This is a genomic window from Actinocorallia sp. API 0066 (genome assembly GCF_020991275.1).
In the GTDB taxonomy this organism is placed as follows: domain Bacteria; phylum Actinomycetota; class Actinomycetes; order Streptosporangiales; family Streptosporangiaceae; genus Actinocorallia.
In genome coordinates, this window is sequence record NZ_JAJLQY010000001.1 from 50,370 (window position 1) to 64,437 (window position 14,068).

Below are 14,068 nucleotides of genomic sequence, written 5' to 3' on the forward strand. Positions count from 1 at the left end.
CCCACACTTGACACTCAGTGCCATATTGTCAACCGAGGACCAGCCGCACCGCCGCCGCGAAGGTGGCGCCGCAGAGTAGGAGTGCCCCGGCGACGCCCAGGGTGATGATCTTCACGAGGTGCTTCGGGGTCGTCTTGGGCGACGTTGCTTGTCCGGTTCTGTCCGTCATGGGGGTACCTCCACTGGCTTGACGTCCGTGAAGCCCGGACGCGTTGCGCAGAACGCACGATCAGGCGTAACCCATCGGGGCGACTGTCCGTTTATCCTGGGCCCACACAACATGAGAGGAGGGCTGGTGTCCGTGGACTCGGACCCCGGTCATAGACGGACGCGACCGAAGAAGGCTCGGGAGGTGGGCCGGTGACGGTCGCGCTCGGCCTTCTCGCGGTCGTCCTGTTGACCGCAGCCACGGGTTACTTCGTGGCCCAGGAGTTCGCTTACGTCACCTCTGACAGGCTCGCCCTGCAGGAGGCGGCCGAAGGAGGGGACAAGAAGGCGGCCAGAGCCGTCAAGGTCCTGGAACGCCTGTCGTTCATGCTGTCGGGCGCGCAGCTCGGCATCACGGTGACGACCCTCGTCGTCGGATTCATCGCCAAGCCCGCCATCGCCGGGGTGGTCGAGCCGCCCCTGCACGCGGTCGGCATCCCCGAGGCGGCCATCGGAGGCATCGCCTTCGGTCTCGCGTTCGTCATCGCCTTGGTGATCCAGATGGTGCTGGGCGAGCTCTTCCCCAAGAACCTCTCGCTGGCCAGGCCCGAGACCCTGGCGCGCGCGCTGGCGCCGTCCACCCTTGTGTACCTGAAGCTGGCGGGGCCGCTGATCGTCCTGTTCGACTCGGCTGCCAACCGCCTGCTGCGATCCGTCGGGATCGAACCCGTGGAGGAGCTGCACCATGGCGCGACCCTGGAGGAGCTCGGTCTGATCATCGGCGAGTCCGAGAAGCACCTCGCGCACGGCCACGTCGACCTGCTGGAGCGGGCGCTCGTCTTCTCCGACCGGACGGCGCGCGACGCGATGGTGCCGCGCGTCGACGTCACCACGCTGGAAGCCACCGCGACGCTCCCCGAGGTCACCGAGGTGATCGCCGCACACGGCCACACCCACTACCCGGTCGTCGGGGAGCGGGTGGACGACATCGTGGGCGTCCTCGGCCTGCCCGAGCTGATGCCGGTGCCGCACGACGACCCCCGCCTCGCGGGCGACCTCGCGCGGCCCGCCCTCGTCGTCCCGACGACGCTGCCGCTGCCCGCCGTCTTCGCGCAGATGCAGGCGCGCGGCGACGAGGTGGCCTGTGTCATCGACGAGTACGGCGGCTTCGCCGGACTGATCACCCTGGAGGACGTCGCTGAGGAGCTCGTAGGCGAGATCTCCGACGAGGACGACGAGGACGAGCCGCTCGCCCGTGTCGTCGCGGGCTGGTGGCACACCGACGCGGGCCTGCGGATCGACGAGATCGAGCAGCTCACCGGCCTACGCCTGCCCGAAGGCGACGACTACGAGACCGTCGCGGGCCTACTCCAGCAGCGGCTCGGCCGGATCGCAGGGCCGGGCGACCGGGTGGAGGTGGACGGCCTGCTCGTCGAGGTCCTGTCGGTCGACCACCACGTCGCCGACGAGATCCGGCTCCGCACGGTGCCCGCGGAGGCCCCTGAGCCCGAGCCTGAGCCCGCGCCGGTCCGGGAGGCGGCCCGATGAGCCTGACGACCGGCCTCGTCCTCACCGTGCTCCTCCTGGCCGGGAACGGCTTCTTCGTCGCCGCCGAGTTCGCGCTCGTCGCGGCCAAGCGGCCCCGCCTGGAGCAGGCCGCCGAGAGCGGCAGCCGCGCCGCCGCGCAGGCCGTCGCGGGCATCCGCGAGCTGTCGCTGATGCTCGCGGGCGCCCAGCTCGGCATCACGATCTGCTCGCTGGGCCTCGGCGTGGTGTCCGAACCGCTCATCGCCTCGGTGCTGACCCCGCTGTTCCACGACATCGGGCTGTCCGACGCGGTAGCGCACGGCGTCTCCTTCGTCATCGCGCTCGCGCTGGTGACGTTCCTGCACATGGTCGTGGGGGAGATGGCGCCCAAGTCGTGGGCGATCGCGCGTCCCGAACGCTCCGCTCTGCTGCTGGCGCTGCCGTTCCGCGCCTTCGCCTGGCTGTTCCGCCCTGTGCTGACGGCCTTGAACCAGCTCACCAACCGGCTGCTACGCCTCATCGGGGTGGAGCCGCGCGACGAGATGGAGGTGTCCCGCACCCCGGAGCAGCTAAGGCACCTCGTGGAGGAGTCGCGCCGCCTGGGGCTCATCGAGGAGGCCGACAAGAACCTCCTCGCCAAAGCCCTGGACGCACCCAAAACGGGCCTCGGCGACCTCGTGATCCCGCTCGCGGAGGCCGTCACGGTGCCCGCCTCCGCGCTGCCTCAAGAGGTCATCGACAGGGCGACGGGAGCGGGCGTCACAAGGCTGCTGCTCCAGGGCGACGACGGCGAGGTGACGGGCGTCGTGCACGCCCGTGAGGCGTACCTGGCCCGCGCGCGCGGCACCCTCCCGGCGGCCGAGTCGGTGGCGCACCCGATCCCGGTGGTGGCGCACGACATCGCCGTCGCCGACGCCGTCTCCGACCTGCGGCTGCACCACAGCCAGCTCGCGCTGGTACGGGACGGCGCTGGCACGATCACCGGCCTGATCACCCTCGACGACCTGCTGACGAGGCTGCTGGCACCCGCCTGACCTACGGCTTGCGGGCCGCCCCGCCGACCATAAACCCGGCGGCCCGCGCGGCCAGGGGGTTGTCCGGCCGCCAGCGCGGCAGGTGGACGAGCCCGGGGGCGACGGCCTCCAGGCCGTCGAAGTAGCGCAGGACGTCGCCGGTGGTACGGGCGCCGTCCTCCTCGGTGCTCAGGACGCGCTGGTAGATCTCCACGATGGGCTGGGCGAGATCCGGCCTGCCGTCGAACACCACGTGCGCGATGCCCAGGTGGCTGCCAGGCGCGAGCGCCGCCATGACCTCCCGGACGCCCGCGTAAGGCCCGGCGACGTCAGGCAGGAACTGGAGGGTGCCGAGCGCCAGCACCCCGACGGGCTTGTCGAAGTCCAGGAGGCCGCGCACGGAGGGGTCGGCGAGCAGCGCTTTCGCGGCGGTGACGCAGCCGTCGACCACCGCCGTCCCGGGCGCCCCGCCCAGCAGGGCCCGCGCGTGCGCCAGGACGACAAGGTCGGTGTTGACGTAGACGACCCGCGCCGACCCGTCCACGGCGTGCGCGATCTGGTGCGTGGCGTCACGCGTCGGCAGCCCGGACCCGAGGTCGAGGAACTGCCGGACCCCCTCACCGAGCAGATAACGCACGAGCCGCCGCCGGAAGTCCTGCATCTGCTCGGCCATCGGCTTGATCTCGGGCGCGAGCTCCAGCAGCGCGTCCGCCACCTCCCGATCGACGGCGAAATTGTCCTTCCCGCCCAGAAAGTAGTCGTTCATCCGCGCGACGTTCGGAACCGTCCGGTCCAGATCGCGCTCGGCCCGCGCCCCCTCGCCCTCCGCCACCACCCACCCCCTCATCGCCGGACCGCAACATATACCTCACTCTCCGACGCCCCCACCAGATCCCCGGTTCACCCCAAACCCAGACACCCACCCCCATCTGGTCGAATGGCCGCCTTGTCGTATGCGCACTCGGGCATTTCGGGACTTTGGTCCCGCCTTCCTCTCAGGGTGCGGTCAGCAGCAACACCATGACGATCGTCTGTATCGCCCACAACACGACGAGCCCTGCGGCGATAGCCGACTTGTTCCCCCGCACCCACTCGGACGCCAACGAGAACAGGCTCTCCTCTTCGTTCGGATCGACCCGGTTGACGAGCCCACGGCCGTGCGGCGCCGCCGTGCCCGTGAACTCGGGCCGGTACTCGGCCTGGGCGAACCGGGCGGCGAGGCCGGGCGAGGTCGTCGAGGCACTCCGACAGCGTGTTGATGGCGACCGCGCTGTCCACCACGCGCGGAGGGCACGCCTCGGTTATCGCGTGCTGCTCCCGGGTGCGCTGGCCGCCGAACCCGTGCACCGAGACCCGGGTGCGGTCGCTGAGCGCCCCGGACGCGATGCGCTTGGCGGCGCCGACCTCACGCGCGAGATCCTCGGGCCGGATGCTCCCCGACAGGTCCACCAGGATCGCGATATCGAGGACCGTGGGTTCCGGCTCGGGGGCCGCGACCGCCGGGGCCGTCGGGGAGACGACGGCGAGCGGGGCCGCGACGAGGAGCACGGCGGCGGCGAGGTGGAGCGCTCGGCGGAGGGGGCCGGGCCCTGGGTACTGCGTCATCATCGGTTCCTTACGTTCTCTCCCGATGCGTCGTGGCGCAGTCTCGTGCAGCGCGTGCCGGAAAAAACCCTCAAAGGATGGGATGTCGGGTGCGGGTCCGGCGGTATCGGCCCGGCGCGCCGGTGACGGCGGGCCGTCGTGGTGTTTCCGACGGCGCGGGAAAGGCGTCGGATATCCGGCGGACAAAGGCGCGTCAAGCGGCTGCCGGGAAAAGGGGGAAGGGGATTGTATTTCCGGATGTGGGGGTCGGTACCGATGGGTTGGCGCAGGTGGGGGTGGGTGTGGATTTGTGGTGGGGGAATGTGCCGGGGATTCTTTCGGGGTCGGGAAAAAGGGTGGTCCGATGGGGTGGCGTGTACTAGGTTTCTGCGGGCGTGTCATCCGACGGAGGGGGACGGATTTGTTCAGGCGAGTTATCCGCGGGGTCATGGTCTCGGTGCTGGCGGCGGGGGCCGTCGCGGGGGTCCCGGTCGGCGCGGCGGGCGCGGCCGCCAAGCCGTGTGCCGTCGGGAAGTGGACGATGGTGAAGCACACCTTCTCCGCGCGCGGCCAGGGCTACGACTTCACCGGCGCGGGCGGCAAGGGGGTCCGCCTCGTCGTCGGCAAGAAGAAGCTCTCCTGGAACTTCCGGGGTTCGCGGCCGCTGGCGAGCAAGGGCACCAGGGCGGACGAGAAGGTCGCGATGTGGAGCCGCTACAGCGGTCGGCTCACCGTGCCGGTGTCCATCACGGGCAACCGCAAGGGCCTGCTGGCGGCGGACGTCCGCAAGGCGAAGGGCGACGCGGTGGCACGGACGGGCAAGGGCGGGTCCACCAAGGCCGACGCCACCTATCCGCTCGCCCCGAACTACCGCAACGGCAAGCCGGAGACCATCGCCCTGGGATCGGGCTCGTTCACCTGCTCGGCGAAGACCCTCCATCTTGTCCTCGCGACGAAGTCCGCCACGGACTCGTCGCGCTTCGACACCTGGTTCCGGCGCGCCTGACGCGGGCACTCACGAGGGCCGTCCCTGAGGGGGCGGCCCTTCGTCGTCTTCGGGAGAGGGCGGGACGAGCGGGGAGCGGGGCCGCCGAAGTGACCCAGGTGACACGTGTGAAATGAGGGCCGTATCTCACTATCTTCGGCGATCGTCGGAAGTGTAAGTTTCAACGGTTCATTTCTCCCCCGGAAAAACTCGGAGGTCAGCCTTGGTCACAAGGCTCGGTCAGGTGGGTCTCGCGGCGGCGCTCGTGGTGGGCGTCGTCGCGGTCCCCGGTACGGCGTCGGCGGCGCCGAAGGCGTGCGCGCTCGGCACCTGGACCCTCACCAAGCACGCGCTCTCCGTCTCGGGCGACGGTTTCAGCCTGAAGACACAGGGCGGCAAGGGCACCAAGCTCACCATCGCCGCCAAGTCCGTGAAGTACGACTTCAGCAAGACCGCCCGGGTCACCGGCAAGGCCAGCGGTGAAGGCATCACCTTCTCCATCTGGACGAAGTACTCCAAGACGCTGACCGTCAGCGGCTCGTTCAAGGGCAAGGCGAAAGGCACCTTCCTGCTCAAGCCCAAGACGGCCAAGGGCACCGCCCTCGCCGAGCAGGGCTTCGCGGGCTCCACCAAGGTGGACGAGCGCTACAAGGTGGCCACCGCGGTCAAGAAGGGCGACGTTGAGCCGCTCGTGCTGACCGAGGGCAAGTTCACCTGCTCGAAGAAGGCGCTGCGCCAGTCGCTCGCGGGCAAGTCCCCGGAGGGCAAGGTCAAGATCGACCTCTGGTACAAGCGCTGACCCCTGTTCCACTGGGAATCTCCGCTGAGATTCCCAGTGGAACGTGTCAATGTACGGCTACTGGCCGGTATTTGCTAAAAGTGCCGATTATGTGGGGTGTAGCCGTTGATATCCGGGCGAACCATGGCGAGTATGACGAGCTGACCGAGCACTACGACGGGCAGGAACGATGACCCACCCCGAATCGACCGCCAAGCTCAGCTGGCTCCTCGACGATCTCGTCGAGCGCGTCGAGCAGGTGCACCAGGCGGTCCTGCTCTCCCGTGACGGCCTCATGATGGGCGCGTCGCGCGGTGTCTCCCGCGCCGACGCCGAGTTCCTCTCCGCGCTCTCGGCCGGCTTCAACAGCCTCGCCAACGGGGCGCGCGAACACTTCAAGGCACGCCAGGTCAGGCAGGCCGTCATCGAGATCGACGACAAGCTCTTCTTTGTGGTCCCCGCCGGCAGTGGAAGCTGCCTCGCCGTCCTCAGCAGCGCGGGACAGGGCGCGGGGATCGTCGCCTACGAGATGGCCCTCCTCATCAAGCGGGTCAGGCAACACCTCGCGGTCGCGCCGCGCACACACGAGCACCATCCCGCCGCGGGTCACAGGTAGGAGCGACGATGGAGGGTCCGAAGGAGCGATGGGTCGGCCGGGACGCCGGCCCCCTCGTCCGCCCGTACACCATCACCAAGGGCCGCACCCGGACCTCGGGCGTCCGGCTCGACCTCGTGACGATCCTCGTCGCCACGTGGAACCCGGTCCGCGACCACATGCGCCTCACCAGCGAGCAGCACCGGCTGCTCGCGATGTGCCGCAAGCCCATCACCATCGCCGACCTCGCCTCCGAGATCGACCTCCCGCTGAAGGTCGTGCACGTCCTGCTCGGCGACCTGGTCGAGCACGGGCTGCTGCAGGAGGTGCCGCAGCAGCAGCAGACCCCCACCGGGCGACACGACGCCCGGCTACTGATGAGAGTCCTGAATGGCCTACGAGAACTCTGACCCGGGCGCCGACGACCCGCGCGTCGCGCTGAAGATCCTCGTCGCGGGCGGCTTCGGCGTCGGCAAGACCACGCTCGTCGGCGCCGTCAGCGAGATCCGGCCGCTGCGCACCGAAGAGGATCTGACCGACGTCGGCGCGGGGGTCGACGACCTGACCGGCGTCGAACGCAAGACCACCACCACCGTCGCGATGGACTTCGGCCGCCTCACCTTCGCCGACGGCCTCCGCCTGTACCTGTTCGGGACACCGGGCCAGGAGCGGTTCTGGTTCATGTGGGACGAGATCGCCTACGGGGCGGTCGGGGCCGTCGTCCTCGCCGACACCCGGAGGCTCGAAGACTGCTTCGGCGCCATCGACTTCTTCGAACACCGCCGCATCCCGTTCGTCGTCGCCGCGAACTGCTTCGACGGCGCCCGGCGCTACTCGGCCGAGGAGATCCAGGACGCGCTGGAGGTGGACCCGCACGTCCCCGTCGTCCTGTGCGACGTGCGCCGCCGCGACTCCGTCAAGGAAGTCCTCATCGCGCTCATCGAACTCGCCATCGAGGACTCCGTCACCGCCACCCCGGCGCCGCTCCCCGCCCACCCGCACCGCTGACCTCACCCCCCTCCCCCCGGCCGTCGCCCGGCCCCACCCCCCGGGCGACGGCCCCCTCATCCGCGCGTGGCGGCGACGGCGGGGCGCGGGTCAGGTCAGGGGATGGGCCAGCTCGTCGGAGGGCATCCTGGCGGCGATGAGGGCGATGAGGGCGAAGGCGAGGGGGAGCAGGCCGGCGCCCACAAAGATGAGCGGGATGGGGACGACCTGGGAGAGCGGGCCCGCGGCGGCGATCGAGGCGGGCATGAGGGCCAGCGAGACGAAGAAGTCGAGGCTGGAGACACGGCCGAGCATGTGGGCGGGCACCCGGCGCTGGAGGAGCGTGCCCCAGATGACCATGCCCGCGCCGTCGGTCAGACCCACGACGAAGACGGCGGCCGCCATGATCCAGAACGAGTCGGTGTAGCCGAGGACGACGAGCGGGACGTTGCCGAGGCCCCAGCCGAGAACCATCACCGTCAGGTAGCGGCGCGGCAGCCGCCACGACGAGACGGCGAGGGAGCCGATGATCGCGCCCAGACCGAAGAAGGTGAGCAGCAGCCCGAACACGCGCTCCCCGTCGTCGAACGCGTCGCGGGCCAGGAACGGCAGCAGCACCTCCACCGGCCCCATGACGGCCAGGACGGCGAAGCAGGCGAACAGAAGCGTCCACAGCAGCCACGGTGTGCGCACGGTGAAGAGCACGCCCTCGCGCAGCTCCCCGAACGCGCTCTTCACGCCACCCGACGCTCCCGCCGAGGAAGCGTCGGCGGGCGGCTCCTTCGGCAGGAGAAGCACGAGCACAAAGGCGAGCGCGTACAGCACGGTGACGATCAACGCACCCGTCCGGGGCAGGAACGCCCCGACGACGACCCCTGCGAGCGCGGGCCCCGCCGCCTGCTGCAACGCCGGGCGCAGCGCCCCTTCGAGCCCGTTGGCGGCGAGTAGATCCCGCGCCGGAAGGATCGTCGGCAGGTAAGCCGTGTAAGCCGGATAGAAGAAGGCCGCGCTCGCGCCGAGCGCCAGGGACGCGAGCCCGAGATGCCACAGCTGGATCAGCCCGGTGAAGGCGAGCAGCGTGATCACCGAGGTGACGACGGCGCTCGCCGCGTGCACCACGATGATCACCGCGCGTTTGGAGACCCGGTCGGCGACGACGCCGCCGAGCAGCGAGAACAGGAAGATGCCCGCGCTGAGGCCGGAGGCGACCGCCGACAGCGCCACCGGGCTGTCGCTGAGCGCGATCACCTGGAAGACGAGGACGACCGTCCACATGCCGCCCGCGAACAGCGAGAGCGCCACCGAGCCGACGAGCGGCCGGTACGCCGGGACGCGCAGCGGGGCGAGCGCCCGCCAGCGGACGGGCGGATGGTCGTGCGCTGTCTTCTCCGCGACGTTCTCGGGCATCCGCCCTTGGTAGCAGGCGGGCGGTCCCGGCTTCCAACCATTTTCGGCCGGGCGGCGTCACACAAAACAGGGGCTCAGATACGCCGGAGACGGATGCGCTGGACGGAGTGGTCGGGTCCCTTGTGTAGGACGAGGGTCGCCCTGGCCCGGGTGGGGAGGATGTTCTCGGTGAGGTTCCGCTCGTTGATCTCGTGCCAGATGCCGCGCGCGAACGTCACGGCCTCCGCGTCGTTCTGCAGCCGGGCCTGCTCGTGGAAGTAGGAGCGCGGGTCGGCGAACCTGGTCCGGCGCAGCGCCACGAACCGCTCCAGGTACCACTGGCGGATGTGCTCGACCTTGGCGTCGACGTAGATCGAGAAGTCGAAGTAGTCGGAGACGCTGAGGGAGCCCGTCTGGGGGACCTGGAGGACGTTGATGCCCTCGAAGATGAGGATGTCGGGCGTCTGGACGGTCTGCCGTTCGCCCTTGAGGATGTCGTACTCCAGGTGCGAGTAGACGGGGATCGTCTGGTCCTTGGCGCCCGCCTTGATCCGGGAGACGAACCGGAGCAGGGCCCGCTGGTCGTAGGACTCGGGGAAGCCCTTGCGGTTCATGAGGCCGCGCCGGGCCAGCTCGGCGTTGGGGTGGAGGAAGTTGTCGGTGGTGACGAGCGCCACCCTGGGGTGTTCGGGCCACCGCGCCAGCAGCGCCTGCAGCAGCCGCGACACCGTCGACTTCCCCACGGCGACACTCCCCGCCACCCCGATGACGAACGGCGTCGGCCGCACCGCCTCGCCCAGAAACGTGCTGAGCGCGTCCCGAAGCCCACTGTCCCCGGTGAAGAACAGGTTCAACAGCCGCGTCAGCGGCAGATACACGTCCTCAACCTCATCAATCCCGATCGGGTCCTTCAACCCCCGAAGATCATCCAGATCCGCTTCCGTCAACGTAAGCGGAGTATTCGCCCTGAGTTGCCTCCAGGCGTCCCTGGAGAACTCAACATAGGGACTCGGGATCGGTTCCCAGGGCGCGCTCATGGGTGACGAGGGTAGCCAGGGGTGGCTTCGGTGCAGGTTGGCGGGGCTCCAGTCTTTGACGGATCGACAGATAGTGTGGCGTTCATGTGCGGAATCGTGGGTTACGTCGGCGGTCAGCAGGCCGAGCAGGTCGTCGTTGACGGGCTGGCGCGGCTTGAGTACCGGGGGTACGACTCGGCGGGCATCGCGCTCGTCGTGGAGGGGAAGCTCGCGACGGCCAAGAAGGCCGGCAAGCTGATCAACCTCCGCAAGGTGCTGGAGGAGGAGCCGCCGCCCGCGTCCACGGTGGGGCTCGGGCACACCCGGTGGGCGACGCACGGCGCGCCCAACGACGCCAACGCCCACCCGCACGTGGACTGCGGCGGGCGGATCGCGGTGATCCACAACGGGATCATCGAGAACTTCGCGGCACTGCGGGCGGAGCTGACCGAGCGCGGGCACGTGTTCGGCTCGGAGACCGACACCGAGGTCGTCGCGCACCTCCTGGAGGAGGAGGTCGGCGCCGGGCACGGTCTGGCCGAGGCGATGCGCAGGGTCTGCCGCCGCCTTGAGGGCGCCTACACGCTGGTCGCGGTGGACGCGCAGGACGCCGACGTGGTCGTCGGCGCCCGCCGGAACTCGCCGCTCGTGGTCGGCAAGGGCGTCGGCGAGAACTTCCTGGCCTCGGACGTCGCCGCGTTCATCGAGCACACCAGGGACGCGATCGAGCTGGGCCAGGACCAGGTGGTGGAGCTGCGCCGCGAGGGCGTGAGCGTCACCGACTACGACGGGCGTCCGGCCGACGTCCGCGAGTACCACGTCGACTGGGACGTGTCGGCGGCCGAGAAGGGCGGCTACGACGCGTTCATGCTGAAGGAGATCGCCGAGCAGCCGCGCGCGGTGGCCGACACCCTGCTGGGCCGGATCAGCGCGGACGGCCGCCTGCACCTGGACGAGATGCGGATCACCGACGAGCAGCTCCGCGAGATCGACAAGATCATCATCATCGCGTGCGGCACGTCCTACCACGCGGGCATGATCGCCAAGTACGCGATCGAGCACTGGGCGGGCGTCCCGTGCGAGGTGGAGCTGGCCAGCGAGTTCCGCTACCGCGACCCGATCCTCACCAAGACGACGCTGGTGATCGCGATCTCCCAGTCGGGTGAGTCGATGGACACGCTGATGGCTGTCCGGCACGCGCGTGAGCAGAAGGCGCGGGTGCTGTGCATCTGCAACGTGAACGGCTCCACGATGCCGCGTGAGTGCGACGGCGTCCTGTACACGCACGCGGGCCCCGAGGTGGGCGTCGCGGCCACCAAGACGTTCCTGACGCAGTTGGTGGCGGTGTACCTGATCGCGCTTTACATCGCGCAGGTACGCGGCACCAAGTGGGGTGATGAGGTCTTCGCCATGGTCCAGTTGCTGGGGTCCATGCCGGAGAAGGTGGAGAAGGTCCTGGAGACGATGGAGCCGGTGCGTGAGCTGGCCCGCTCCCTGGCGGACGAGAAGTCGGTGCTGTTCCTGGGCCGTCACGTGGGCTACCCGGTGGCGCTGGAGGGCGCGCTGAAGCTCAAGGAGTTGGCTTACATGCACGCGGAGGGCTTCGCGGCGGGTGAGTTGAAGCACGGGCCTATCGCGCTCATCGAGGACGGCCTGCCTGTGATCGTCGTGGTGCCGCCGCGTGCCCGCGCGGTGCTGCACGACAAGATCGTCTCCAACATCCAGGAGATCAGGGCGCGGGGGGCGCGCACGATCGTGATCGCCGAGGAGGGCGACGACTCGGTCGCGCCGTACTCGGACACGCTGATCGAGGTCCCGGCCGTGCCGACGCTGCTCCAGCCGCTGGTGACGACGGTGCCGCTCCAGGTGTTCTCGTGTGAGCTGGCGACGGCCAAGGGCCACGACGTGGACCAGCCGCGCAACCTCGCCAAGTCCGTCACGGTGGAATAGTCCCGGCGAGTCGTGAACCTCCCGCTGTCGCCCGTCATCTGATCCGCTGATGACCACGGCGGTCGGCGGGAGGACGCATGGACGCAGGGGTGCGGGCGCGGGAGGTGACCCGCTCGTTCGGCGCCGTCCGCGCCCTGGACGGGCTCGACGTCACCGTCCCGTACGGCGCGGTGACGGCGCTGGTGGGCGCGAACGGGGCCGGCAAGACGACCCTCATGCTCATCCTGGCGACGCTGCTGGCGCCGGACTCCGGGTCGGTCGAGGTGGGCGGGCACGACGCGCTGCGCGACCCCGTCGCGGCCCGCGCGTCACTCGGCTGGATGCCCGACGTGTTCGGCGTCTACGACATGCTGACGGCCGAGGAGTACCTGGTCTTCTTCGCCGAGGCGTACGGGCTGCCCAAGGCCGAGGGGGTGTCGCGCGCGCACGAGCTGCTCCAGCGGATGGGGCTCGCGGAGTGGGCGCGCAGGCCCGTCCACGTGCTTTCGCGCGGCCAGAAGCAGCGGCTTGGGCTAGCGCGCGCGCTGGTGCACCGCCCGAAGGTGCTGATCCTTGACGAGCCGTCTTCCGGGCTCGACCTGAAGTCCCGGGTGGAGCTGCGCGGCCTGCTGCGCTCGCTGGCCGCCGACGACGGCGCCGCGGTGCTCCTGTCCAGCCACGTGATGAGCGAGCTGGAGATCGCCGACCGGGTCGTCCTGATCGACGGCGGCCGGACGCGCGGCGAGTGGGACGCCGCCGAACTGCTCTCCGGCCGACGGGTGCCATGGCTCGTGCGCGCGCTTGACGACCAGGCCCTGGCCGTCGCGCTCGATCGCGCCGGGGTGCCGCACAGCAGCGCCTCGGGAGCGGCCGACGTGCGGATCGGCCCGCTTACCGAGGAAGAGGCCGCGGGCGTGCTCTCGGGGCTCGTGGAGGCCGGAGTACGGGTCGTCTCCTACACGCCCGCAGGCGGCGTGCTGGAGAGCGCGGTGCTCGCGGCGGGAGCGGAGGACGAGCCCGATGAACACGGGCTCGTCGTGGACGGCGCGTGGCGGCGGGAGGAGATCTGATGGCGGGTGTGCGCGGGATCGGCCTTGTGGCCCGGCAGGAGCTGCGGACCAGGGTGCGGGCGCGGCGGTGGCGGCTGCTGCTCGGCGTGTGGTTCGGGCTGGTCGGCCTCCTCACCTTCGCCCTGTGGGCCGCCTATGACGGCGGCTACTCCGACCGCGACCTGGGTGTCGCCGTCTACGGGACGCTGCTTCTGCTCGTCCTCCTTCTGGTGCTGCTGCTCGCCCCGGCACTGGCCTCGCAGTCCGTCAACGGGGAGCGGGAGCGCGGCACCCTCGCGCTGCTCCAGCTGACGGGCCTGACGCCGGGCGAGATCGCGGCGGGCAAGCTGGTCGCCGCCTGGGGGACGGGCCTTGTGGCGCTCGGCCTCACGCTGCCGTTCCTGGCCTGGCCGGTGCTCACCGGGGCGGTTCGGCCTGTCACCGCGCTGGTGTCGGTGCTGGTGACGGCTTTGCTTATGGGCGTCGTGTGCGCGCTCGCCCTGTGCTTCTCGGCTGTCGCGGCCCGTGGGGTGGCGTCCGCTCTGGCGTCCTACCTGACCGTCTTCGGGATGCTCATTGGGACGGTCATCTGCTACGGCGTCTATTTCGGACTCACCGCGCCGTCCGAGGGGTCGGGCGCCAGTGAGGACGAGAGCCGGGGCTGGTGGCTGCTCGCCCCGCACCCGTTCGTCGTCCTCGCCGACGCCGCCCCGGAGACGCCTCCCCGGCCCGTCTGCGGCTACACCACGCTGCCGCCGACGCCCGAGCACCCGCAGGGCGAGCGGGTCCGGATCTGCCCGGAGGAGGAGCCCGCCTTCGACCTGCTCGGCGAACTCCGCGAGACGATCCGCGAACTGCGCGCCGAGGATGTCGACTACGTCGTCTCGGACACGGACCACGGCACCCACAGGTACACATACCAGGAGAACGCCTCAGGCCCGGTCTGGCCCTATGGCCTCGCCGTGAACCTCGCCCTGGGCGCGGGCGCCTTCGCGATCACCGTCAAACGCCTCAGACTCCCCGTCAAACACCTCGCCGAAGGCACCCGCCTGGCCTGACTTCACGCCGATAA

The 14,068-nt window shown here is 70.1% G+C and carries 15 protein-coding genes; 11 read left to right on the forward strand and 4 right to left on the reverse strand.

What is annotated here, in order from left to right:
- Positions 1–28: 28 nt before the first annotated feature.
- Positions 29–169: a hypothetical protein gene (locus tag LO762_RS00230; RefSeq protein ID WP_230611098.1), complete on the reverse strand. Its 141-nt coding sequence runs from the start codon at positions 167–169 to the stop codon at positions 29–31.
- Between the two features lie 191 nt (positions 170–360).
- Between LO762_RS00230 and LO762_RS00235 the strand changes: the two genes are divergently transcribed.
- A complete protein-coding gene (locus LO762_RS00235; RefSeq protein ID WP_230611101.1) occupies positions 361–1,695 on the forward strand; it encodes a hemolysin family protein in 1,335 nt (444 codons plus the stop codon).
- Positions 1,692–2,708, forward strand: a complete 1,017-nt coding sequence (locus tag LO762_RS00240; RefSeq protein ID WP_230611104.1) for a hemolysin family protein — start codon at positions 1,692–1,694, stop codon at positions 2,706–2,708. Before LO762_RS00235 ends, LO762_RS00240 begins: the two co-directional genes overlap by 4 nt.
- A 1-nt stretch (position 2,709) precedes the next feature.
- Here LO762_RS00240 and LO762_RS00245 read toward each other — a convergent pair whose 3' ends face one another.
- Positions 2,710–3,534: an SAM-dependent methyltransferase gene (locus tag LO762_RS00245; RefSeq protein WP_230611106.1), complete on the reverse strand. Its 825-nt coding sequence runs from the start codon at positions 3,532–3,534 to the stop codon at positions 2,710–2,712.
- Between the two features lie 173 nt (positions 3,535–3,707).
- Between LO762_RS00245 and LO762_RS00250 the strand changes: the two genes are divergently transcribed.
- The 6 genes from LO762_RS00250 (at position 3,708) to LO762_RS00275 (ending at position 7,637) form a co-directional block, all read left to right on the forward strand.
- A complete protein-coding gene (locus LO762_RS00250; RefSeq protein WP_230611110.1) occupies positions 3,708–4,418 on the forward strand; it encodes a hypothetical protein in 711 nt (236 codons plus the stop codon).
- 301 nt (positions 4,419–4,719) lie between these two features.
- Positions 4,720–5,277, forward strand: coding sequence for a hypothetical protein (locus LO762_RS00255; RefSeq protein ID WP_230611114.1), 558 nt, complete (start codon positions 4,720–4,722; stop codon positions 5,275–5,277).
- A 223-nt stretch (positions 5,278–5,500) separates the two neighbouring features.
- Positions 5,501–6,055, forward strand: a complete 555-nt coding sequence (locus LO762_RS00260) for a hypothetical protein (RefSeq protein WP_230611116.1) — start codon at positions 5,501–5,503, stop codon at positions 6,053–6,055.
- Positions 6,056–6,224: 169 nt separating this feature from the next.
- Positions 6,225–6,650 carry a roadblock/LC7 domain-containing protein gene (locus LO762_RS00265; protein ID WP_230611119.1) on the forward strand — a complete coding sequence of 142 codons (426 nt, stop codon included), beginning with the start codon at positions 6,225–6,227 and terminating at the stop codon, positions 6,648–6,650.
- An 8-nt stretch (positions 6,651–6,658) separates the two neighbouring features.
- Positions 6,659–7,039: a DUF742 domain-containing protein gene (locus LO762_RS00270; protein ID WP_230611123.1), complete on the forward strand. Its 381-nt coding sequence runs from the start codon at positions 6,659–6,661 to the stop codon at positions 7,037–7,039.
- Complete coding sequence (locus LO762_RS00275) at positions 7,020–7,637, forward strand: ATP/GTP-binding protein (RefSeq protein WP_230611126.1); 618 nt, start codon at positions 7,020–7,022, stop codon at positions 7,635–7,637. Before LO762_RS00270 ends, LO762_RS00275 begins: the two co-directional genes overlap by 20 nt.
- A 90-nt stretch (positions 7,638–7,727) precedes the next feature.
- Here the strand turns inward: LO762_RS00275 and LO762_RS00280 are convergent, their stop codons facing one another.
- Complete coding sequence (locus LO762_RS00280) at positions 7,728–9,023, reverse strand: MFS transporter (RefSeq protein WP_230611129.1); 1,296 nt, start codon at positions 9,021–9,023, stop codon at positions 7,728–7,730.
- A 74-nt stretch (positions 9,024–9,097) separates the two neighbouring features.
- Complete coding sequence (gene coaA, locus LO762_RS00285; RefSeq protein ID WP_230611132.1) at positions 9,098–10,039, reverse strand: type I pantothenate kinase; 942 nt, start codon at positions 10,037–10,039, stop codon at positions 9,098–9,100.
- Positions 10,040–10,123: 84 nt separating this feature from the next.
- On the opposite strand from coaA, the gene glmS reads away from it, so the two are divergent.
- The 3 genes from glmS to LO762_RS00300 all read left to right on the forward strand — a co-directional run bounded on the left by glmS (position 10,124) and on the right by LO762_RS00300 (position 14,054).
- Positions 10,124–11,968 (forward strand): glutamine--fructose-6-phosphate transaminase (isomerizing), encoded by a 1,845-nt coding sequence (gene glmS / locus LO762_RS00290; RefSeq protein ID WP_230611135.1) that lies wholly within the window; start codon positions 10,124–10,126, stop codon positions 11,966–11,968.
- Positions 11,969–12,045: 77 nt separating this feature from the next.
- A complete protein-coding gene (locus LO762_RS00295) occupies positions 12,046–13,017 on the forward strand; it encodes an ABC transporter ATP-binding protein (protein WP_230611138.1) in 972 nt (323 codons plus the stop codon).
- The gene (locus LO762_RS00300) at positions 13,017–14,054 is read left to right on the forward strand and encodes an ABC transporter permease (RefSeq protein ID WP_230611141.1); all 1,038 of its coding nucleotides are present in this window, start codon (positions 13,017–13,019) and stop codon (positions 14,052–14,054) included. The genes LO762_RS00295 and LO762_RS00300 overlap by 1 nt, the downstream gene beginning before the upstream one ends.
- Positions 14,055–14,068: the final 14 nt, after the last annotated feature.

Bases quoted from the DNA above. Each gene is read 5' to 3' on its own strand.
- LO762_RS00240 (WP_230611104.1), top strand. From the start codon at position 1,692: ATGAGCCTGACGACCGGCCTCGTCCTCACCGTGCTCCTCCTGGCCGGG.
- LO762_RS00270 (WP_230611123.1), top strand. From the start codon at position 6,659: ATGGAGGGTCCGAAGGAGCGATGGGTCGGCCGGGACGCCGGCCCCCTC.
- LO762_RS00295 (WP_230611138.1), top strand. From the start codon at position 12,046: ATGGACGCAGGGGTGCGGGCGCGGGAGGTGACCCGCTCGTTCGGCGCC.
- LO762_RS00265 (WP_230611119.1), top strand. From the start codon at position 6,225: ATGACCCACCCCGAATCGACCGCCAAGCTCAGCTGGCTCCTCGACGAT.
- glmS (WP_230611135.1), top strand. From the start codon at position 10,124: ATGTGCGGAATCGTGGGTTACGTCGGCGGTCAGCAGGCCGAGCAGGTC.
- LO762_RS00255 (WP_230611114.1), top strand. From the start codon at position 4,720: ATGGTCTCGGTGCTGGCGGCGGGGGCCGTCGCGGGGGTCCCGGTCGGC.
- LO762_RS00245 (WP_230611106.1), bottom strand. From the start codon at position 3,534: ATGAGGGGGTGGGTGGTGGCGGAGGGCGAGGGGGCGCGGGCCGAGCGC.
- LO762_RS00300 (WP_230611141.1), top strand. From the start codon at position 13,017: ATGGCGGGTGTGCGCGGGATCGGCCTTGTGGCCCGGCAGGAGCTGCGG.
- LO762_RS00250 (WP_230611110.1), top strand. From the start codon at position 3,708: ATGACGATCGTCTGTATCGCCCACAACACGACGAGCCCTGCGGCGATA.
- coaA (WP_230611132.1), bottom strand. From the start codon at position 10,039: ATGAGCGCGCCCTGGGAACCGATCCCGAGTCCCTATGTTGAGTTCTCC.
- LO762_RS00280 (WP_230611129.1), bottom strand. From the start codon at position 9,023: ATGCCCGAGAACGTCGCGGAGAAGACAGCGCACGACCATCCGCCCGTC.
- LO762_RS00275 (WP_230611126.1), top strand. From the start codon at position 7,020: ATGGCCTACGAGAACTCTGACCCGGGCGCCGACGACCCGCGCGTCGCG.
- LO762_RS00230 (WP_230611098.1), bottom strand. From the start codon at position 169: ATGACGGACAGAACCGGACAAGCAACGTCGCCCAAGACGACCCCGAAG.